General features: G+C 58.9%; 19 protein-coding genes and 2 pseudogenes. 3 read left to right on the top strand and 18 right to left on the bottom strand.

What is annotated here, in order from left to right:
* Positions 1 to 541: 541 nt before the first annotated feature.
* The 13 genes from QD357_RS26600 to QD357_RS26660 form a co-directional block, all read right to left on the bottom strand.
* Positions 542 to 1,549, bottom strand: coding sequence for a hypothetical protein (locus QD357_RS26600; protein ID WP_414125420.1), 1,008 nt, complete (start codon positions 1,547 to 1,549; stop codon positions 542 to 544).
* Between the two features lie 47 nt (positions 1,550 to 1,596).
* Positions 1,597 to 2,016: a hypothetical protein gene (locus QD357_RS26605; protein ID WP_414125421.1), complete on the bottom strand. Its 420-nt coding sequence runs from the start codon at positions 2,014 to 2,016 to the stop codon at positions 1,597 to 1,599.
* A gap of 383 nt (positions 2,017 to 2,399) precedes the next feature.
* The gene (locus tag QD357_RS26610; RefSeq protein ID WP_183940375.1) at positions 2,400 to 2,822 is read right to left on the bottom strand and encodes a type II toxin-antitoxin system VapC family toxin; all 423 of its coding nucleotides are present in this window, start codon (positions 2,820 to 2,822) and stop codon (positions 2,400 to 2,402) included.
* A complete protein-coding gene (locus QD357_RS26615; protein WP_183940378.1) occupies positions 2,819 to 3,073 on the bottom strand; it encodes a type II toxin-antitoxin system Phd/YefM family antitoxin in 255 nt (84 codons plus the stop codon). The genes QD357_RS26610 and QD357_RS26615 overlap by 4 nt, the downstream gene beginning before the upstream one ends.
* 228 nt (positions 3,074 to 3,301) lie before the next feature.
* Positions 3,302 to 4,462 (bottom strand): amidase family protein, encoded by a 1,161-nt coding sequence (locus tag QD357_RS26620; protein ID WP_414125422.1) that lies wholly within the window; start codon positions 4,460 to 4,462, stop codon positions 3,302 to 3,304.
* Positions 4,463 to 4,473: 11 nt separating this feature from the next.
* Positions 4,474 to 5,181 carry an ABC transporter ATP-binding protein gene (locus QD357_RS26625; protein ID WP_183940382.1) on the bottom strand — a complete coding sequence of 236 codons (708 nt, stop codon included), beginning with the start codon at positions 5,179 to 5,181 and terminating at the stop codon, positions 4,474 to 4,476.
* Positions 5,174 to 6,931, bottom strand: a complete 1,758-nt coding sequence (locus QD357_RS26630; protein ID WP_414125423.1) for an ABC transporter permease subunit — start codon at positions 6,929 to 6,931, stop codon at positions 5,174 to 5,176. The genes QD357_RS26625 and QD357_RS26630 overlap by 8 nt, the downstream gene beginning before the upstream one ends.
* Positions 6,924 to 7,757 (bottom strand): branched-chain amino acid ABC transporter permease, encoded by an 834-nt coding sequence (locus QD357_RS26635; RefSeq protein ID WP_414125424.1) that lies wholly within the window; start codon positions 7,755 to 7,757, stop codon positions 6,924 to 6,926. The genes QD357_RS26630 and QD357_RS26635 overlap by 8 nt, the downstream gene beginning before the upstream one ends.
* A 50-nt stretch (positions 7,758 to 7,807) precedes the next feature.
* On the bottom strand, positions 7,808 to 8,956 hold the full coding sequence (locus tag QD357_RS26640) for a substrate-binding protein (protein WP_183940389.1): 1,149 nt from the start codon (positions 8,954 to 8,956) through the stop codon (positions 7,808 to 7,810).
* 30 nt (positions 8,957 to 8,986) lie between these two features.
* Complete coding sequence (locus QD357_RS26645) at positions 8,987 to 9,832, bottom strand: nitrilase family protein (RefSeq protein ID WP_414125425.1); 846 nt, start codon at positions 9,830 to 9,832, stop codon at positions 8,987 to 8,989.
* 193 nt (positions 9,833 to 10,025) lie between these two features.
* Positions 10,026 to 10,649 carry an ANTAR domain-containing response regulator gene (locus QD357_RS26650; protein ID WP_414125426.1) on the bottom strand — a complete coding sequence of 208 codons (624 nt, stop codon included), beginning with the start codon at positions 10,647 to 10,649 and terminating at the stop codon, positions 10,026 to 10,028.
* A gap of 1 nt (position 10,650) precedes the next feature.
* Positions 10,651 to 11,784, bottom strand: a complete 1,134-nt coding sequence (locus QD357_RS26655; RefSeq protein WP_183940395.1) for a transporter substrate-binding domain-containing protein — start codon at positions 11,782 to 11,784, stop codon at positions 10,651 to 10,653.
* 732 nt (positions 11,785 to 12,516) lie between these two features.
* Positions 12,517 to 12,882, bottom strand: coding sequence for a winged helix-turn-helix transcriptional regulator (locus tag QD357_RS26660; protein ID WP_183940396.1), 366 nt, complete (start codon positions 12,880 to 12,882; stop codon positions 12,517 to 12,519).
* Between the two features lie 349 nt (positions 12,883 to 13,231).
* Here QD357_RS26660 and QD357_RS26665 point away from each other — a divergent pair, with 349 nt between their 5' ends.
* The 3 genes and pseudogenes from QD357_RS26665 to QD357_RS26675 all read left to right on the top strand — a co-directional run.
* Complete coding sequence (locus QD357_RS26665) at positions 13,232 to 13,651, top strand: GlcG/HbpS family heme-binding protein (protein ID WP_414125427.1); 420 nt, start codon at positions 13,232 to 13,234, stop codon at positions 13,649 to 13,651.
* 23 nt (positions 13,652 to 13,674) lie between these two features.
* A complete protein-coding gene (locus QD357_RS26670; protein ID WP_414125428.1) occupies positions 13,675 to 14,691 on the top strand; it encodes a zinc-binding alcohol dehydrogenase family protein in 1,017 nt (338 codons plus the stop codon).
* Positions 14,692 to 14,749: 58 nt separating this feature from the next.
* Positions 14,750 to 15,025: pseudogene (locus QD357_RS26675) on the top strand (LysR family transcriptional regulator); the annotation flags it as partial.
* 325 nt (positions 15,026 to 15,350) lie between these two features.
* On the opposite strand, the gene QD357_RS26680 reads toward QD357_RS26675, so the two are convergent.
* From QD357_RS26680 to QD357_RS26700, 5 genes and pseudogenes are all read right to left on the bottom strand, one after another.
* Positions 15,351 to 15,914 carry a PIN domain-containing protein gene (locus QD357_RS26680; RefSeq protein ID WP_414125429.1) on the bottom strand — a complete coding sequence of 188 codons (564 nt, stop codon included), beginning with the start codon at positions 15,912 to 15,914 and terminating at the stop codon, positions 15,351 to 15,353.
* A gap of 58 nt (positions 15,915 to 15,972) precedes the next feature.
* Positions 15,973 to 16,329: a hypothetical protein gene (locus tag QD357_RS26685; RefSeq protein ID WP_183940400.1), complete on the bottom strand. Its 357-nt coding sequence runs from the start codon at positions 16,327 to 16,329 to the stop codon at positions 15,973 to 15,975.
* 521 nt (positions 16,330 to 16,850) lie between these two features.
* Positions 16,851 to 17,243, bottom strand: a pseudogene (locus QD357_RS26690) (ISKra4 family transposase); the annotation flags it as partial.
* 28 nt (positions 17,244 to 17,271) lie between these two features.
* Complete coding sequence (locus tag QD357_RS26695) at positions 17,272 to 18,663, bottom strand: aldehyde dehydrogenase family protein (protein WP_414125430.1); 1,392 nt, start codon at positions 18,661 to 18,663, stop codon at positions 17,272 to 17,274.
* Positions 18,653 to 20,311, bottom strand: a complete 1,659-nt coding sequence (locus QD357_RS26700) for an acetolactate synthase large subunit (RefSeq protein ID WP_183940402.1) — start codon at positions 20,309 to 20,311, stop codon at positions 18,653 to 18,655. Before QD357_RS26700 ends, QD357_RS26695 begins: the two co-directional genes overlap by 11 nt.
* Positions 20,312 to 20,382 lie beyond the last annotated feature (71 nt).

The following is a 20,382-nucleotide window of genomic DNA, read 5'->3' on the forward strand; positions in this document are numbered from 1 at the left end:
CAGTGATCGCCAGAGGGGCTCTTCCCAGATGCACTGATTTTTCAAACGCCGCGGCAACTCCGTGGACGGGGGCTACGTCGAAGCCATCTGTGCGCATAGCGTTAATGGCTGTCGCGGCGATACCTTGATAGGCAGAGAACATGTCCGCGATGCCGGCTGGACGTCGCCCCCCTCTTCGTCCAAGCAAGAAAGCCCCGCCGACAGGCACGGTATGTGGTCAATTAACGGAAACGACGGCGTCGTTCAGATCTCGGCAATGAGAACGGAATTGCGGATTGCGGCCACCGGGCTGATGTTGATGGCAAGGCCCATCGCAACGTGGTGTCTGATCATTTGACGCTCCTCCGAGTAGAATTCCCAACGAACAGCAGGTCCGACCTAGTTGCATTTTGAGTTTCTGAGCCAGGTCTTGGCAAACGAGGATCTTCATGGGCGCGGCATAAGGCGCGTCTTATCCTGTCGGCTCCGAGCCAATGCCGCGATGTGCGTGAGAGTGTTTAAGGAAGACCCGTTTAAGTGCCAGGCGACAGCCGCTTTTCGGTCACGAGCGTCCTTGTTGAGCGATCCAAGTCCAGGATCCGTCTTCATGACATTCTAGCACAGCATCATATGCCTCTCGCGGGCTATCCGCTTCTGCCAGGTTTACGCAGGCGATCTTGTGCTCGGCAAGGAGTGTAAGGATGTCGAGTAGCAGGTCGTGACCGAAGATCACGTCTGCATTTTCAAAAAAGACATAAGAGGGAGCTGCGATAAGAACCCCGGCGATTGCCACAATCTGCTGGTCGCGTGGTGACAACCGGGTCGACCAATCGTCCTCCTTATCGAGATCGTCGATGTTCAGAACGGGTACAAATCCCAGCCGTTTGAGGAGAAGAAGGATCTGATCATCCGACAATTCGCTCGACCGCCCCGATGGCACAAGTACCTGCCGCAGAGTGCCAGGAGCAAGATGGGTACGTTGGCCGAGAAAACGCAACTGGTCGCGTGTGGGACGAACGATGCGCCCCTCCCCGGATGTGCTGATCCCCGCCGTTGCACGAAACAATGCGGTGGCCGCCGCATTGTCGTCTCCCACTACAACCACACGGGTGTTAGCAGGAAAGATCGTCGAGAGATCCTTGAGTAACGTATGACCCGTCGGAGAGGTGAGCGTAACGTGGTCATAGGCGAGATGGCCATCGTGCTCAATGATTTCCAGATTGGTTTTCGTTGGCTGACTGGCATCTTCGATCGCCTCAAGGAGGGAGCTGATGCGCGCCACGACCACCGCGAAATTGGAAATCGATTTGAATTGGCTGACGATAAATGAAAACGCCCCGACAAGCATCGCAAAGGCGGCGGCAGATTGGGTAATGACGCCGAACTCCATGTCGCCTCGGATAAATGCCGGGGCGATGATTAAGACCGGAATGATCCGAACCATCCAATTGTAGCCCGTTGTGAAGAAACCGACGTTGCGGTTGATGGCGATTATGCGCCTGAAGTTCATGGCAAGTTCACGGACACCCTCATCGAAATAATGCGCCGGAATGGCGTAGTGGTCGGCCATCGGATCATGGCCGCGATGGAATGCGGTATCGAAACAGGCGACTTGGGCTAATGCGGTTGGTGCTCTAGGAAGGCGCGGATGGGCGCACGATTGTTTGGCTGATGCAGTGGCGCAAGCGGCGTGTACCGCTCCAGTTCCCGCACAAGGTCGTCGTTGATACGCGCTGGACGCATATGGTCTGGGCCGCCATGGACGACCCGGTGACCGACGGCGATCAAACGGACCTCGTGACGCTCCCGCAGCCAATCCCCCACCAGACGCATCGCCGCCGGCAAATCGGGAACGGTTTCGCGTGGGTAATCTTCGTCCGCCAGCCGGTCGCCGCCGGCGCCCTTGATGGTCAGGTGCGGCGCGGTGCCGACCCCATCCAACTTTCCTTTGATCTGTCGCGTGAGCGAACCCGCCACGGCGAAGATCTCGAATTTTAGACTGGAGGAACCGGCATTCACGACGAGGAGTGTGTCCATAATCAACCTCCCTGTATTGATTTGGCGCCGTGCGGCGGCGCGCGCGTGCGATCTGGCTCTATTTCCGCTTCAATGTCAGCCTGTGCGCAAAGTCGAAGACTTGAGGCTCGGACGCGGCGTTTGTCGTTCCTTACGAGACGATCGGCTGGTGTCGCAAAGGACGCAATCGAATACCACGCTCCATTTTGCCGGCGCGCCTTCCAATAGCCCATCGAAAACGTCGAGAAGTGTATCGGTGGTCGCTTGGCCAAGCGCATTGCCGGCTATCCAAGCTCTTGAACAACGGAAACGAACCTTCCGCCCTTACGATGCTGGCAAAGTGGCTGAGGCGATCCCAGGAATTCCCCGAAAAAGACATCGGCTCGCGAAGCGCGCACCCGATGTTATTCGCGCCATGGATCGACGAGGATCACGCCGGTTCCATCGAAATCTTGAACATTCCGTGTGACCACCGTTAAACCGTGAACCAGCGCGGTCGCCGCTATCAAGGCATCGGCTTCGTTACGGCGATCTGGAATATGTAAGTGGGCACAACGCGTTGCTATCGCGTCATCAATTGACAGAACTCGCTCCGCGAACTCAGGGCGGACACGGCTGTCCATCCATGCCCGCAGGCGAGAACCTTGGGAAGCATCTCGACGCTGGATGCTCAATATCCCGCGCTCAAGTTCCAGAATCGTAATCGCGGAAATGAATAGGTCGCTGGAACCTTGAGCACCGACCCACTTCGTCACATTCGGATCAGCTTTACCGTCTCCGACTTTACGCAGCTCGGAGACGACGTTTGTATCCAGCAGATACTTCAAGACAGATCGACTCCGCGAGGTGCAATGTCGGCTCGGGGTGGATCGAAATCGATGGCTGACAAACCGGGCATTGAAAGAGCATCGACAAGATTGCGGCGTTTGCCGGTCAGGCGCTCGAACTCGCTGTAGGTCATCAACACATGGGACGGCTTCCCGCGATCTGTGATAACTACAGGCCCTTTATTGGCAGCCTTCTTTGCCTTACTCACGTCGTGGTTCAACTCCCGGCTAGAGAAACTCGTGATGCTCATAGCAGCCTCCATGTAGGAACATGCCTACATATAGGTTATTGCTGGCTGCGAAGCAATGCCCGCCTGTGACGGGATCTGAGCGAGCGACCCGTGAAATAGAAACGCCACGTATCTGTCTATCAACCCGCGGTGTTAGCCGTGCATCCACCTGCTGGTTTGGCTGCTCGCAGGTTTCCAATGTTTTCGAACAGGCTGCACCCCATTCGTTTCTCTGAAACGGCAGCTTCTTCACTCAAATCGTAGTCGCTTCGCCACATTCACCAGCGCTCTGTCGGTGCTCCTTCCACCTATCAAAGAGAATGAAATCCTCCTGTCAGAACCGGCAATCGGAAATGCCAATTGCGGGCGGCCGCTAAGTMCAGATAGACACAGAAGTTTGATACAGGCGGAGCGAAACGTTGCGTGGCTTTCCGGCGGGGCATCGCGCCTTGGTGGACGCATAGCCAATGTCGGAACAGCCACGATGGCATCTTCGCCAAACAGTCGATCAATCTCCCTGGAAAAGTGCTCTCGAACCCGACGCGCCTCGTGCACCTCCTCCTCGCATAGGCGCGATCCTGCTAGAAGACGCGCGGCAATGTCGGGCGAGATAGCCTGCGGGCTTCGTTCGAAAAGCGCTCTGTTGCTTTCCCAGGCTTCCTTTTGGAGAATGGTGACGAATGCCAGAGCAAGCTCGTCCAAGCAGAACGAGGCGATGGAGCCCGCTTCGCGAATAGGCATGGCCGCCGATCGAAGACCGGCGATCATCTCGTCGGCGATCGCGTCATCGATGATTTCGAAAACATCCTCGGGAATGAGAATGGATGATGGTCGGTCATCGGCCTCAGGCATGCCGACGGCGCTCATCACCGCGGCCATTGGTTCCAGGCTCCGCGTCATGAAACCCGGCACATCGAAGCTTGGCGCCAGCGGACGCAACGCTCCAATGTCGAGGCTTCCGTGTGTCGGCCGCCAGCCGATGAGGCCGTTGATGGCGGCGGGCAGCCGGACCGAGCCGGACGTGTCTGTTCCAAGACCGAGGTCCGCGAGGCCAGCAGCAACCGCCACGGCTGAACCCGACGACGACCCGCCGGGAATGAGGTCTGGATCGCGCGGATTTTTCGGCATTCCGAAATGGAGGTTGCCGCCGATAAGGGAATAGGCAAGTTMGTCCGTATTGGTCTTGCCGACGAATCGGGCACCGGCATCCAAAAGTGTCTGGACCAGGGGCGCCGTCGATGTCTTGATGCCGGAGGCGGCGAGCAACACGGCATTGCCGGCCGCCGTCGGGTAGCCGGCGACGTCGAAAAGGTCCTTTACCGCCAGGCGAAGACCGGAAAGCGGGCCGGTGGCGGCATGCCCGACATTGGCATCCGGATAGGGCATGAATGCATTCCACCGGTCCTGCATTTGACCGCTCCCTAGATCTTCAGATGCTGCAGGACACGGTTGCGGCTGTCTGGACCATTGGGACTTTCGTCTTCGATCGCTCCAAGTTTGAGAATGGCCCAGCGGTCCGCCACCGAAAGGGCGAAGTCCAGGTTCTGTTCGACCAACAGGATCGTCGTGCCGCGCTGCTCACGGTCGTGCCTCAACGCTCTGGCAATGTTTTGGACGACAGAGGGCTGCAGGCCTTCGGAGATTTCGTCGATCAGCAGCAGCTTTGGTCGCAGCATCAGTGCCCGCGCGAGGATCAGCATTTTCTGCTCACCGCCCGAAAGCGTGCCGGCCTTCTGTGTCAGCCGATCCTTCAGAAACGGGAAATAGCCATAGACCCGCTCCAGTGCGGATGGCAGATCCCGATCGCCTTTGAGTGCGAGGCGCAGATTATCGCGGATGGATAGATCCTGAAACAACGGCAATTCCTGAGGGGCATAGGCTATCCCGGAGGCGACCAGCTCGGCTGGCTTCTTGTTGATGATAGCGGCACCGTCGACCTCGATCTTGCCTTTGCCGACGCGCAGGAAGCCGAGGATCGTCTTCAGCAGTGTCGTTTTGCCCATGCCGTTCTTGCCCATGAGGGCGAAGATCTCGCCGGGCCGGATGGCGAGCGACACGCCATTGACGACATCGACCGCACCATATCCGCTTGATACGCCGCTGAGCTTGAGTTTGAACGGGTCAGCCATGGGCGCCTCCTGCGTAGATGGTGCGAACCGTTTCGGAATTGACCACGTCATTCACCGTGCCGTCGAGAACGAGCTTGCCCTGGTGGAGAACCACGATGCGGCTCGATATGTCGCGTACGAAATCCAGATCGTGTTCGACCAGGATTGCGGCAAAACCCATCTCGTCCGTCAGTTTCTTGAGGATGGTGCCGATGGTCATGCGCTCGGTCTTGGTAAGACCCGCCGTCGGTTCGTCGAGCAGGATGATGCGTGGTTCCAGCGCGACGACCATCGCCAGTTCGAGAGCCTGCCTTTGACCGTGCGACAGCAGCACGACCGGTTTGTCCAGCATGCCGGCCATGCCGGTGAGCGTCAGGATCTCGGCTGCAGCTGGCGGCAGTATGATCTCGGCGGACGATCGGATTGGGTTGGGTGTTTCGCGGCTGAGCCGTGCCATCTTCAGGCATTCGCCGATCGTCATGCTGTCGAAGATGCTGGCGACCTGGAATTTCCGGCCGACGCCGAGGGCGACGATCCGTTCCGGTGCACGACCGGCGATATTGGTGCCGATGACATCTACTTGACCTTCGACCTTCTCGGTGCCGTCCKACAGACAACGCATCAGCGTGGTCTTGCCGGCGCCGTTTGGGCCGACCAGGCTGACGAGTTCTCCGGCGCCGATTTCAAGGTCAATGCCCTTCAGGACGGAGAGGCTGCCATAGGACTTGCCGAGACCGCGGATCGACAGAAGGCTTTTGCCTGCCGCCGCACCATTCCTGGCGACGATGCGCGTCGGCAAGGACTTCAGCGTGCTGTTGGAGTTTGCGGTCTTGAGGAAACGCGTCACCAGGGAGGCGAGGCCGCCCGGCAAAAGGATGATCATGACGACGAAGAGCGCACCGACGATCAGTTGCCAGAGGAAGGGCAGATCGCCCGACAGGCTGGCGCTCAGATAATCGATGCCGATTGCGCCGAACAAGGGCCCGACGATTGTTCCCCGACCGCCAAGCGCCGTCCAGACGACCAGTTCGGTTCCGAATACAAAGCCGGTGTTCTCGGGCGCGACGACACCGGATGCATTGGCATAGAGGAAGCCCGCAAGGCCGCATACGCCGGCAAGAACGCCGGTGAGGACTATTTTCAACCGAGCGGGGTTCATGCCGAGATAGGCGACGCGGGCTTCATTGTCGCGGATTGCGGTGAGCAGACGGCCGGCGTCCGACCGGACAAAGACGATCCCAAGCACGGCCAAAGCCAGCAGGCAGGTGCCTGACAGGCGAAAATAGCCAGGAAGCCCGAGCGGGAGAGTTTCGTAACCGACGAGGCCGCTCGATGAACCGGTCCAGATGCCACCCGAAAAGATGAGCTGTGTGACGACGAGCGGCACGACGAGCGAGATCACGGTGGCATAGAGCGGTGTCGATCCGTGATAGAATGACAGCCAGCCGACCGCGAGACCAAGCAGGAGCGGAACGAGCACGGCGGCGACAAGGGCGACGACGAAAAGCGCCGGGCTTGCGCCGATATGGGTGAGAACCATGGCGGTGGCATAGGCGCCGACGCCAAAGAATGCTGCCTGCCCGAAGGTGAGAACGCCCGTATAACCCCACAGCAAATCGACGGTGATCGCCAGCATGGCGTAGATCATCGAACGCGTGAGGACGTTGAGGCTGAAGCGGCCGAGGAACATCGGTCCGAAAACGATCAGCAGAATTGCGGCAGACGCCAGCACCAGCAAAAGAACAAGCCGGAGTTTCTGTTTGTCAGGCACGGGTAAATCCTTTCGGACGTATGCGCAATGTGACTGCGCAAAGGACGGCGACGGTGATGCCGCCGAGGATCGGACTGAAATAGGTGCTGACGAACACCTGAGCGGCGCCGAAGATGAGACAGGCGGCGGCAAGCGCGCCGAAAGAAGAGCCCGCGACCATCACTAGCATGAAGGCGCCGGTCAGCCAGGCGACGCCCATATTGGGATCGACGCTGGTCAATGGCGCGAGCAGCACGCCTGCAAGGGCGGCAAGGCCGGTGCCGATCATGAAGGTTGCGAGCCGCACCTTTTCGGTGTCGATACCGRGCCCACGCGCCAGCGTTTCGTTCATGATGACTGCCCGCGCGGAAAGACCAAGCCTTGTCCCATCGAGAAGCGAGGTGAAGCCGAGACCCAGACCGATAGCCGCGGCAATGGCGAAAAGGCGGTAGGCCGAATAACCGGTGCCAAAGAGGTCGACGGTGCCGGGCAGCAGTGCCGGCGTAAATTGCACGTCACGGCCAAACCAAAGCGTGAGCAGTTGGCCGATGACGATGCCTAGCCCCCAGGTTGCAAGAATGGCGTCGAGCGGTCGACGATAGAGAGGCCGCACGACGAACCGTTCGGCAACGCCGCCGAGGATCGCTCCGACCAGAAATGCGAAAGGAATGGCAAGCCATGGATTGAGGCCGAACCCGCTGACGACGACGGCGCAGTAAGCCCCGATGGTCAGCCATGCGCCATGCGCGAAATTGATGATCTTCAGCACGCCGAAGATCGCAAGCAGCCCGGCGGCAACGATGAAGAGAATGGCCGCGGTACTGACGATATCGAGAAAGAGGGTCATTTCTGGAACTCCGATGCTGGAGGCGGGGCCCCTGCCCCGCCCCGCTGATTTCAGAGGTTCGGGCACTGATCGCCAGGATTGACGTCTTTGAAGCTATCGACAACTGCAACGCTGCCGTCGTCCTTTACCTGGCCAAGATACATCGTCAGCGGCGCATGATGCTGCTTGTTCATGGAGATCTTGCCGCGCGGGCCGGTGAAGGATACGTCGGGAAGGGCCTTGAGCACATCAGCCGTATCGGCGCTGCCGGCCTTCTCGACGGCTGCCTTGTAAAGGTAGATCGCCTCATATTGCGGCACGGAAAGATCGTTCGGCGTTCGCAGTTCCTTGCCGAATTTCTTTTCCATGGCCGAGAGAAACGCCTTGTTTTCAGGGCTGTCGATGCCGGTGACGTAGGATGCGGAGAGGAAGATGTCCTTGGCATCCGCGCCCATGCTCTTGGCGGTACCTTCGTCGACCGCGAGATTGCCGTAAGGCAGGGTGACGCCGGACGAGCGCAACTGCTTGGTCAAGGTCACGTTCGGTGCGCCGCCGGCCGTCGAGGTAATGATGGCGTCGGCGCCGGAGGAGCGGACCTTGGAGATGATGGCGGTCCAGTCGCTGCCGTCCATCGGCAGATATTCCTCGCCGACGACCTGAGCACCGGCTTTTTCGATGTAGCCCTTGGCGAAGGTCAGCATGCCGCGTCCGAAAGCATAATCCGAGCCGATCAGGAAGAACTTCTTTGCGCCCTGTTTGCCGATGAAATTATCAACGACAGGCGGCACCTGCTGTTCTGGAACCCAGGCATCGACGAAAAGCTTGGCGTTGCAGGATTTGCCTTCGTAGAATGACGTATAGATATACGGCACATCACCCTTGGAAATGATCGGCAGTCCGGCATTGCGTGCAGCACTCGTCTCCATGGAGATGACGACATTCACCTCCTTCTGGAAAACCAGGGAATCGAAAGCCTTTTGCGCGCCAGCTGCTCCTGATGCATCGTCGGCAATCTCAAGCGCCAAAGGCCGCCCGAGCACGCCGCCTTTGGCATTGATTTCTTCGACGGCGAGTTCGGCGGCTTGAACGACGGACGGTGCGACGACGCTGTTGGCGCCTGACAGCCCCACCGGCACGCCGATCTTGATTGGATCCTCGGCAAAAGCTGCGGTGGCGAATGCCGCGGATGCCAGTGTCAGGATGATGGTTTTCATTTGCATTTTGTTCCCCTTTCTTGAGTTGGGTTGATATTACCCGTAGATATCGTCTCGGCGGTCGCCGAGCAGATGATTGAAGCTGTTAAGCGCGCGGGTTTCCGTGACGCTCGACAGATCGATTTGTGCAAGGAGGATTTCCTCGCGATCGGCACTGGCCGGACCGGATATGGGCCAACCTTGCGGGCCGACGATAAGGCTGCGGCCGATGAAGGTCTGGCCGCGCTCAATACCGATCCGGTCGGCGCAGGCGATATAAAGGCCATTGGTGTGGGCGGCCGCCTTGTGCAGGATATTGGCCATCGGCTCAGCAGCGCTTTCCGCCCCGGCCATCGGTACCCAGTTGGTGGGCACGCAGACCAGTTCCGCGCCGGCCAGCGCCAATTCGCGAAATGTTTCCGGAAACCACCCGTCATAGCAGATGGCGATGCCGATACGGCCGAAGGGCAGGTCGAATACCGGCAGCCCGATATCACCTTTTCGGAAAAGGCGGTTTTCGTTGTTCCACAAATGGAGCTTGCGATATTTGCCGATATACCCTTCGGGACCGCAAAGGAGAGCGCTGTTGTAAAACCTGTCGCCATCCTGTTCGGCGACGCCGCTGACGATGTAAAGGCCAAGCTCCCCGGCAAGGCGGCAAAGCGTCTCGGCGCTCGGGCCGCCGGGTACCGGGCCGGCCAATGCGGCAACCTCGTCGCCGTCACGGAAGCTATAGCCGCTGTCGGCCAGTTCCGGCAGAACGACGATTTCCGCACCCTTGGCCTTCGCTGCCCTTGCCAGCCGCTCGATGGCTGTGAGGTTATGGGCGCGATCACCGACGATCGGTTCGAACTGGACGGTTGCGACGGTTACCGTCCGCGCGGTCGAGGTCTTGATGCTCAATCTCGTCTCCAAACGCAAAAAACCCCTGGCACGGAATTCAATCCGTGAACCAGAGGCTACATAGCCATGATGTGAATACGGCAGCCCTGCCGCTGAGCAAACCTGCTCGTTATCTTTAGGCTTGCACGAAAGAATGGTACCGTCAAGCCGTTTATCGGGCCCTTTCAAAAGGTGCGTAGATACAACTGAGGGTTTAAGTTTGAGGTTTTCCGCCGATGGATAGCCCAAGGCTTTTCATGGTGTCCTGCGCGGCAATTATGGATTCGGCGATGGTCGCCATCGGAACGCGCTTTGACGTCGCCTGATCGCGCAAGAGCTTATAGGCGGCGTCCTCGTCGAGACCATTCATGACCCGCAGCGCCGAAACGGCTTTTTCGACCAGCCGGCGACTTTTCAACGTTTCCTCGAGTTTCTGCACTTTGCCGGCGAGCCGTTTTTCGTAGCTTTGCCGATATCGTGCAAGTGCAAATTGCGTCAGAATGCCGAGCGGCCGTAACGGTTTGCTGATAACGCCGTGGGCGTTGAGGTCGATGATCGCCTGGAGTGCTGTCGGAGTCTCATAGGTCAGGATCGCGATGACCGCCGTCTGCTGGAGGTCGATGATCTCAAGCGCGTGCTCGATATGGACATCCTCGACATGCAGGAAGACGGTGTCTATGTCGGGAGGCAAGGCAGGCGGAAGGGGCCAGGTCGCCCGAACCTCGCACCCAAGGCGCTTGAGGTGGGCGATCAGCAAGTTGCCGTCCTCGTCGCGCGGATGGACAACCAGAACGCGTGCGCGCCGCAAATCCTGAACGATCCTGCTCGGTCCCGCCATCTCAGGCCTCCAGCCAAACGTCTTCGAACCGCGAAGCCGTCAGGTACGGGTCCGGTCGGATCGGTCCAGGCGCTTGCCAGGCAATGTCGAAAAGCCCGTCGGCCCGCGCCACGCCGATGCGGGGGTGCAGCCATAGATGACGGGTATCGGCGTCGAAATTGATCCGGCCTTCCGGAGCAAGAAAATCTTCCAGCAGAATTTCCTCGGAAATGCGATGGGTATCGAGCGATCCGGCCCGGGCAAGCGCTCGGGCGAACAGGTGGACCTGCGCATAGGCCGGTTGCGACCATACGCTCGTGGTGAACTCCTGGCCGAAACGGGCTTTGAATGCCGCTACGAAACGCTCGTTCGCCTCGTTTTCGACCGTTTGGAAATAAGTCGCCGAAAGAATATGGCCGGTGCACGCCTCGGCTCCGATCTCGCGAATCTCGCTCTCGGCCATGGTCAGACTGGCAATCGGAACCCGCCTACGATCGATTCCCGCCTCGGCATACATGCGGTAAAAACGCTGCGCCGGCCGCCCGATGAGAGTCGAGAAGATGGCATCGGGTTCGAGACGAACGATATCGGAAATAACGGAACGCAGCGTTTGCTCGTCGGCATGGAGAGGAAGATAGCGCTCGCTGACAACCTCGCCGCCCTTTGCCTCCACCACATCCCGCATGACCCGATTGGATTCGTGCGGATAAATATAGTCCGCTCCGACGAAGAGGATCCGGCGCCCATGGTTGCGGAGCAGGTATTCCGCGAGCGCGAAGGTGTTCTGGTTGAGGGTGGCGCCGGTGTAGATCACATTCTCCGAATACTCGAAGCCTTCATACATCGACGGATAAAACAGCAGTCCATTGTGCCGCTCGACAATCGGCAGCACGGCCTTGCGACTGGCCGACATCGACGCGCCGAAGATGATATTGACGTCGTCGTCGGCCAAGAGACGCCGCGCCAGATTACGATAGGCGGTTTGATCCCCGCCCGGATCATAGGCGATCGGAACGATGGGCTTGCCAAGCACGCCTCCGGCCGCATTGACCTCTTCGATCGCAAGCGCAGTGCCAAGAAAGTGCTCGGTTTCGGTAATTTCGCTAATTCCACTTCTGGAAAATAGCACTCCCACCCGCCATTCGGAGCTTGTCATCTTCGCCTCTTCGGACGTCGTTGGAGGTTCGATAGCGGGGAATTTCTCAATCCCGCGCATTCGATTTCCCTACCCTTAGTGCGTTTCCATGTGATGTCGCAAGCGGGTTGGACGCAGGTACTGGGTTAGTCATCGCTAACAGAATGACGTGAGTTACCACTATGAACCGATCCGGGCGTCACATGGTCGGGTATCGGGCAGATATACGCCTGCCCTTCGGCCTTGCCAGCCTATTCAGCCTTGGCCGCGGCCTGGAGTGCTGGCGTCTCATCAGCGAGAGCCCGGTTGACGCAAGCGCCTTCGTAACCCCTTTAACTGGCAAAGGACATAGACAATCCAGATTCTGGAGCGGAATCAAAACCTAGAAGCATAATCTTGAGGCGTCCGCCGTTGAAAATATTTTTGTCACCGTCGGCGCCTTGCCTGTCAAATCGCATCCGGTAGTGAGCCGCCGTTTCAATCGGAGAGATGGCTTGGCAAGACGAAGCCCCCCACCCGACAACGTCGGGGCCCTACCCTGCGAGACGTGCGGACGCCCGTAATCGAAGTCGAGTGCGCCCACTGTGACCGGAAGGGATCTTACGAGCAGTCGGAGCTCGTGAAGGTCTTCGGAGCTGATCTGTCGTTCAAGCGGCTTCATCGTCGGGCCGCGCTGGGGTGTAAGCACATGACCGGGCCGGATGGAGACCGGTGCGGGACGCAGTTTCCATGCCTTGCAGGGCTGGCGACGAGCTAGGCAGCGTTCGCCGCGACAGGCTTCCCGAACCTGCCGATGTTCCCGTCGCCCCATGCCTTCAATGCGATAAGGATAGGCTCGAGGCTGCGTCCCAGCGGCGAGATCGTGTATTCGACCTTCGGTGGAACCTGCGCGTAGATCTTGCGCTCGATGAGGCCGTCGTCTTCGAGCTCGCGCAACTGGTTTGTCAACGTACGCTGCGTGACACCCGTCACCTGCCTGCGGATCTCGTTGAACCGCATGGTTCCTCCTAGAAGATGGAAGAGGACGACGCATTTCCACTTGCCATCGATCAGGCTGATCGCCGCCTCGACCGAGCAGCCCGGATTGCAATCGAAGCGGGAATGACGGGCCTTGGCCATGAGAGTATCCTTTTGACCTTAGAGGCATCTTCGCATGTAGTTCGTCGTATTGTAGTTATTTCAGGTTTCTGCTCGGATGCAAGATGCAAGATTCGTATTCCACGCCCTGCGGCGACCGCGCAAAGACGATCATCTGCGCAAGCAATCTATTGAATTTACATCGTAAAGACGAGCAGTCGCCGCTTCCTGCGGTCTGCTTCGCGGTATCCAGAGGGATACTATTGGCAATCGTTGTGCGTATCCAAACAGAACGCCCGTACGGCTATATGGAGGTGACTGGTTCGACGATCCCACCAAGTGGGGGGACCGCTCAAGCCCCACCCAGGAAAGCAACCTCAAGGAATTTCCAATGTCAGAAATCAGCTTCACCTCCCGTTCAATTACACGCGAAGCCGCCGCAAGGCTCGTCGCAGAAACCATCGCCGCATCGCAACGCGTCGGCTTCGAACCCGTCGTCGCCATCGTCGACGCCGCAGGAAACCTCAAGGCCTTCKAGCGCAGCGACCGCAGCTCGTACCTCGCCGTCAACATCGCCATCGACAAGGCCTACACGGCAGCCTCCTTCGGCCTCTCGACCGCACAGTGGGTCGACCTCCTTGAAGACCGAGGCGCGTCGAACCTTCGCCACGTCCCGCGTGTGATGGCGGCGGCCGGCGGCTTCCCAATAATGGAAGACGGCATGATCATCGGCGGCCTCGGCATCTCCGGCGGAAGTTGGGCGCAGGACCAGGAAGCTGGCGAAGAAGCACTTCGCAACTTCGCMAAGTGAAAGCAGTTCAAGGAGCACAGAAAATGAAAGCAGTCGGATATAAGACCCCCTCGGCCATCGACGGGGCAGATTCCCTCGTAGACATCGAGATCGCCAAGCCGGTCCCTGAAGGCCACGATATCCTGGTCGAGATGAAGGCGGTTTCGGTGAACCCCGTCGACTTCAAGATCCGCCGCAGCACGCCCCCGGCACAGGGCATGGACTGGAAGGTTGTCGGATGGGACGCTGCGGGCGTCGTCGCCGCCGTCGGCCCCGAGGTCACCAGGTTCGCTCCGGGCGACGAGGTCTGGTACGCGGGTTCGATCCTTCGGCCGGGCACCAACGCGGAGTTCCATCTCGTCGACGAGCGCATCGTCGGCCACAAGCCCTCCAAGCTGGACTGGTCCGAGGCCGCCGCTTTGCCGCTGACCACACTGACAGCCTGGGAAGCTCTTTTCGACCGGATAAATGTGAAGAAGCCGGTGTCGGGTGCTGCGAACGCCATTCTGATCATTGGCGGTGCCGGCGGCGTCGGCTCGATCGCCATCCAGATTGCCCGACAGTTCACAGACCTGACCGTCATCGCCACCGCGTCGCGTCCGCAGACGCGCGAGTTCGTGACGAAGATGGGCGCCCACCACGTCGTCGACCATTCGAAGCCCCTGGCACAGCAGATCGCGGATCTGGGCATCGGCGCGCCTGCCTTTGTATTCTCAACCACCCAGACGGAGAAGCATGTGGTGGAAATCGCAGAGTTGATAGCGCCGCAGGGCCGCTTCGGGCTGATCGATGACCCGAAGAGCTTCGACATCATGCTGTTCAAGCGCAAGGCTGTGTCGATCCATCACGAGCTGATGTTCACCCGTTCGATCTATCAGACGCCCGACATGATCGACCAGGGACGGATTCTCGACGAGGTCGGTGCCGCCGCCGATGCTGGCCGCATCCGCTCCACGGCGACGGTGCGCCTCGGCGCGATCAATGCCGACAACCTGAAGAAGGCGCATGCTCAGCTCGAGAGCGGCTCGACCATCGGCAAGGTCGTCCTCGAAGGGTTCTGACAACCGAGGGCGGCCTTTCGCGCCCGCCCTTCCATACAACGTTCCTATTCGTCGCCACCAGCAGGAGTTTCGCCCAGTTGAGGCCGAACGACTGTTCACGCTTGCGCCCAATAGCTATGTGGAGCTTGTGTTGATGCCCGCGCTTGCAGCGAGAATGCTCGAGCTAGCGCCCGGCATCAAGCTCCGCATGACGCCATTTGGCAACGATCTCGCCGAAACCGGCATCGTTTCCGGTACCACCGCCATGGTACTTGGCCGGATCGTAGATCCGCCTGATAACCTCGTCGTCCAACATCTTATGGACGATGGGCTTGCCTGCGTGGTGCGCAGAGAAGTGGCACGGCTTTTTTGAACAGTTTGGTGCCCATTTCTAAGTGGTTTCCGGGGCTATCGAGGAGGGTTTGAGCTTCTTGTTCGTCCTTCGTCACGACGTCGAAACCCGAACCCTCCTCAATTCACAACCCGAAATGTTTACCATAGACGATGATGGATGAGAGATGTCGTCAAGACCTTATGAACGAGAGCAGGTCTATGCTACCGCTCCAACGCCAGACGTATATCCAGCGACATCAGAAATAATGGCACGCCACGCACAACGATTTTCCGGAATTATGTAGCAAGTGCCACCAGAACTACAAAAGTGAGAACGCTGCCCGTAATCATAGGCCAGGTTCATTGCCGGGTTTCTGAATGGCGCTCCAGAGGGTGCCCGGCGTAAAATCATAGCCCAAGCGCAACCATTGCATTACATCGAACGGGTGCGCGACAATGGGATCCGCGCTGCCAATCTCATATCTTAGAGCCTGCAGGCTTCGCTGGCCCGAAGAAGTAGTGTTCACCACTTGCGTGTCTACGACAGAAGCATCCTTGGTCGCGAAATCCATCAGATTGTCCGTAACAAGAATGTCAGCTCCGGCACCGAAGGCCGTAGCTAACACGCCTGCATCCTCCACGTCAGACATGGCGAAGCGCTCTTCTCCACCTAGGATAAGATAGGGATCAAGCGAATCTGGACCATATTTCATGATGTCGATAATGGAGCCGGTATATGCCTTAATGCGGTCTTCCGTGAATTGCAGCCGACGGAGAACCGTTTCAAGGGTTTCGATCATCTCGAACGAGATGACTAGCTGAGCTCTGTCATCTATGCCCCATTTTTGGCTGCTCATCATGGACACCAGGGTCTGGGTTGCAGTTCCTTTACGACCACGGTCGTGCGCCATTATGCTGCCCGACGAAGACGTTGACATCGAGCAGCACTCGGACAGGACGATCCATACCTTATTTCCGGTGCGTTGCGGCACGGGTGAGGGCCGTCGCTTCTTCCAACATGTCGATCTCGCTGGACGCGTCTTCCGGCCCCCCGAACCGGTGCTCGGATGCTAGGTCGGTAGTTGCCTTCTCGAGACGAACGCGCGCCGCCGCTGCCATCATTTCGCGGCCAAGCCTGATGATAGTGTCTTGGTCGTCTTGTGCATTCAACTCGAGCAAGAAATCGCGGACACCCTTGGGAAGCCCAACGAAGACCGTGATTGCGCTGGAAACCGCGTTTGATACGGACCTGTTTTCCATCGAAGCCACCATCTTCAATTTCGTGGCCGTTCTGCCATCGACATTCGCCGAAAGGGTGGAGGACATCACAAACTCCTATAGAAATACATCATTCCTATATACCTTCAAAGGCAGCGATTTACAAATGGGAGTTCGCGTGCGCCATCACAGGATGTCGCATGCTCACGCCTGAAGACTCGCTTCGTTGGTGGCAGTTGCTTATATGAGGGGGTCAACACGGAACTGTCGTCAAGGTGACATTTTTTGCACTCCGTCGATTATTGCGGCATCCATGGTCTGAGCCCGACTGCGCGACGAGGCTCGTTGCCAAGCCAAATCCAACTTATATACGGTCGCTGTCCGAGACAGCCGCACCAACATCCCGCTTGCGGGCGGACAAGGGCTCAGGAGGACGGGACCATTCTACACAGCGGCCCATTTTCAGGGCCATGCAACTGCTCGGTTCGTCCAACCCGGATCCCCCAGGACCAATCGGATCCTGGAAGATTGCAGAATTCAGTTMGGGTAACCGATCAGGCGGTCTTTATGACCGCGCCCTCGATAACGACGCCGGCATTGACGTATTTCCACAGCGCGACGAGCAGCTTGCGCGCGAGCGCGACAATCCCCATGGCGACCTCGAATTGCCAGATTTGGTAGGCCGGAACCGCGCGAATGTAAGCGCCATCGATGAAAACGGAAACGGGCAATTCCCGGGCACGGCTGATCCGATACGGGCTTGCGATATCCCATCTTCCACCTAATCGGCAACTTGGCGAGCCGGGTGTTGCTCTCCCATTTAGCAATGTGCCGAGGCTTGATGTGCCCGGATCTTGCGTCCTTTCACATGCACGGCCACGCCATCGTGGCACGCGCGCACAACAAGAGCCGAAGAGCGAGTGGATCGTACGGGATCTATAATCATGAACACCACGGAGGCAATTACAGTCGTGGCATTTCCGATCTTGCTGGACGGCTTGGTCGGCCTGAAACTGCGTCAACCCTGTCCCCTGGAAGCGACTACGCCGATCAATTGACGCCGTTGAACACGACCATCTTGTCGTCGGCCATCTCTCCCATCGTGTACGAAATACCGCCGACTCCATATCCCGACTGCCTGCGCCCAGCAAAAGGCATCCAGTCGGTTCGAAAGGCCGTGTGGTCATTCACAAGCACGGCCGATGCATCCAAATGCCTTGCCGCCTTAAGCGCAACGGCTATGTCAGTGGAAAAAACGCTCGCCTGGAATGCGAATGGCAGCGAGTTGGCCATGCGGATCGCCTCGTCAACGTCGCTATAACCATAGACACAGGTGAGCGGCCCGAAGACTTCAAGTCGCGACACCTTGGCGTCCGCCGGTGGATCGAGCAGGACAGAAGGCAGGAGCGTGGTCTCGGACAGCCGCCCTCCCCCGAATTGCCTTGCTCCGACATCGGTCGCTTCCTGGATCCAGTTTGCGACCCGTTCGGTCTCGCGCGGCAGGATCAGCGGTCCGACCTCCGTCTCTTTCAGAGTGGGATCACMGACACGAAGGCTCGCAACCCTGGAGGCAAGCGCCGCGGTGAAGTTGTCCAGGATGTCAGTGTGAACGAAGATTCGCTGCACCGATACGCAGACCTGGCCTGCGTGATAATAGCCGCCTTTGACGATCGTCCCGACGATGAGGTCGATGTTGGCAGTACGATCGACGATGACGGGAGCTGCTCCGCCGTGTTCCAGCGCGCATCGCGTGCCGGGAGGCAGCTTGCTTTTTAGATACCAGCCGACCTTTGCCGAGCCGATGAAGCTCATGAGGGCGACACGCGGATCTGTGGCAAAGCGCTCKGCAAGCGCGTTGTCCTCGGTGATGAGCGTCTGACACCAGCGCTCGTCCAGTCCCGCCTCCCAGAACAGCTTGACGATCTCGACGCAGGAAATCGGTGTGGTTGCCGCCGGCTTGACGATGACCGGACAGCCAACGGCGACAGCAGGCGCAATCTGGTGGATGATGAGATTGAGGGGGTGGTTGAACGCCGATATTGCCGCCACGACGCCGATAGGTTCCTTGGTGGTGAAGGCCCACCGGTTGGTGCTGGCGGCGGTCAGGCCCATCGGGATTTCCTTGCCGCCGAAATTGCGCAGCTCGTCCGCCGTATTGACGAGACCATCGATCCCGCGCGTGACCTCGATGATGGCATCCGTCAGCGGCTTGCCACCCTCGCGGGCGATCATCATTGCAAAGCGGTCACGGTTCTCCGAAAGAAGCTCGGACGCCCTTCTGAGGATCGCCATCTTGCGATGGGTCGGCAGCCAGCCGTCACGATCAGCATAGGCTTTCGCGGCAATGTCGAGCTTGTGCTCGAGGGCAGCAGCGTCATCGGCCGGTATTTCCGCAATCACCTCGCGATCGTATGCCTGATAGACCTTCAGGTTAGGCGTCATCTTGATCCTCCAGGATKGCGGGAAGCCGTTCGCGCAATTCCCTCACCAGCACGCGTTCGTTTTCCGAATAGTCGACGGGGACGTTCACCAGATGAACGCCACCACCAGCAAAGGCATTTTCGAGCGCTTGCTTGAACTGACTGATATCGTCGACCCTTGTCCCCTTGGCGCCGTAGGACTCTGCATATTTCACGAAATCCGGATTGCCGAATGTCATTCCGAAATCCGGGAACTCGTCCACAGCCTGCTTCCAGCGGATCATCCCATAGGCGTCGTCCTCGATGACGAGGACGACGAGGTTCAATTTCAACCGGACCGCCGTCTCGATTTCCTGGGAGTTCATCATGAAGCCGCCATCCCCGCAGACCGCCATGACGCGGCGATCGGGATAGAGCATCGAAGCGACCATAGCCGACGGGAGCCCGGCGCCCATGGTTGCAAGAGCGTTGTCGAGCAGCAGCGTGTTCGCCATGCGCGTCCGATAGTTCCGCGCGAACCAGATCTTGTACATCCCGTTGTCGAGCGCAAGGATGCCGTCATGCGGCATGACCTCCCGGATGTCGTGGACCAGGCGCTGCGGCGTGAAGCGATCCTCCGTCGCCCGAGTCGCGATACGCTCGAGGATGCGCTCCCTTAGATGAAGAAGAGCCTGGGCGTTCGGCAGCTTGCCTTCGAGACGATCCGCCAGCGCCTTCAACGATGGGCCGATATCGCCGATAACTTCTGCTTGGGGGAAATAGACCTGTTCGACGGTCGCTGGCTGATATCCGACATGGACCACATGCGGACCGTCCTTGCCCATGATGAACGGCGGCTTCTCGATCGTGTCATGGCCGATGGTGATGATGAGATCAGCCTGTTCGATCGCCTCGTGGACATAATCCCGCTCTGACAAGGCGGCGGTGCCCATGTAAAGCTCCGTTCCGCCTGGAACCGTTCCCTTGCCCATCTGCGTCGTGAAGAACGGGATGCCGCTGCGGATGACGAACTGTGCGATGTCCGACGTCGAGCGGGGGCGCGAGGCCGCGGCCCCGAGCATGAGTAGCGGGCGTTTCGCCGCTGTGATGAGCGCGGCTGCACGATCGAGGGCCGCGCCACTCGCGATCGGCAACTCCAGTTGATGCGGAGCAATCAACGCGACCGGTTCGCATTCCTCGGCGGCGATGTCTTCCGGAAGCTCGAGATGAACCGGCCCCGGCCGTTCCTCCTGTGCGATCCGGAATGCCTCCCTGACCATTGTCGGGATCATCTGCGGCGAGACGATCTGCCTGGCAAGCTTKGTGAGCGGCTTCATCGATGCCACGACGTCGACCACCTGGAACCGGGCCTGCCTGGACGACAATATCCCTTTCTGTCCGGTGATCATTACCAATGGCATGGCTCCGAGCAGCGCGTATGCTGCGCCCGTCGAAAGGTTCAAGGCGCCTGGGCCAAGCGTCGTCAGGCAGACACCCGGTTTACCCGTCAGCCGGCCATAGGTCGCAGCCATGAATGCAGCCGCTTGCTCATGCCGGGTCAGCACCAACTGAATGGACGATTTGCGGATAGACTCGACAACATCGAGATTCTCTTCGCCTGGAATACCGAAAATGCGGTCGACCCCTTCGTTTTCGAGCGCGGCGACGAGGAGATCAGAGCCTTTGGTCATGACGGATGCCTCTATTGGTTGCCATGTCGATCGAAGGGAGCGATCGAGATCTGGCGGTGCGCAGTCGAACA

Origin of the sequence: Rhizobium sp. BR 317 (assembly GCF_047445835.1) — a bacterium.
GTDB lineage: Bacteria > Pseudomonadota > Alphaproteobacteria > Rhizobiales > Rhizobiaceae > Rhizobium > Rhizobium paranaense.

What these genes read in the sequence shown, in the direction of transcription:
- QD357_RS26600 (WP_414125420.1), bottom strand. Translation starts at nt 1,549, where the DNA reads ATGGCCGACCACTACGCCATTCCGGCGCATTATTTCGATGAGGGTGTC.
- QD357_RS26605 (WP_414125421.1), bottom strand. Translation starts at nt 2,016, where the DNA reads ATGGACACACTCCTCGTCGTGAATGCCGGTTCCTCCAGTCTAAAATTC.
- QD357_RS26615 (WP_183940378.1), bottom strand. Translation starts at nt 3,073, where the DNA reads ATGAGCATCACGAGTTTCTCTAGCCGGGAGTTGAACCACGACGTGAGT.
- QD357_RS26625 (WP_183940382.1), bottom strand. Translation starts at nt 5,181, where the DNA reads ATGGCTGACCCGTTCAAACTCAAGCTCAGCGGCGTATCAAGCGGATAT.
- QD357_RS26640 (WP_183940389.1), bottom strand. Translation starts at nt 8,956, where the DNA reads ATGCAAATGAAAACCATCATCCTGACACTGGCATCCGCGGCATTCGCC.
- QD357_RS26650 (WP_414125426.1), bottom strand. Translation starts at nt 10,649, where the DNA reads ATGGCGGGACCGAGCAGGATCGTTCAGGATTTGCGGCGCGCACGCGTT.
- QD357_RS26655 (WP_183940395.1), bottom strand. Translation starts at nt 11,784, where the DNA reads ATGACAAGCTCCGAATGGCGGGTGGGAGTGCTATTTTCCAGAAGTGGA.
- QD357_RS26660 (WP_183940396.1), bottom strand. Translation starts at nt 12,882, where the DNA reads ATGGCCAAGGCCCGTCATTCCCGCTTCGATTGCAATCCGGGCTGCTCG.
- QD357_RS26670 (WP_414125428.1), top strand. Translation starts at nt 13,675, where the DNA reads ATGAAAGCAGTCGGATATAAGACCCCCTCGGCCATCGACGGGGCAGAT.
- QD357_RS26680 (WP_414125429.1), bottom strand. Translation starts at nt 15,914, where the DNA reads ATGGCGCACGACCGTGGTCGTAAAGGAACTGCAACCCAGACCCTGGTG.
- QD357_RS26685 (WP_183940400.1), bottom strand. Translation starts at nt 16,329, where the DNA reads ATGTCCTCCACCCTTTCGGCGAATGTCGATGGCAGAACGGCCACGAAA.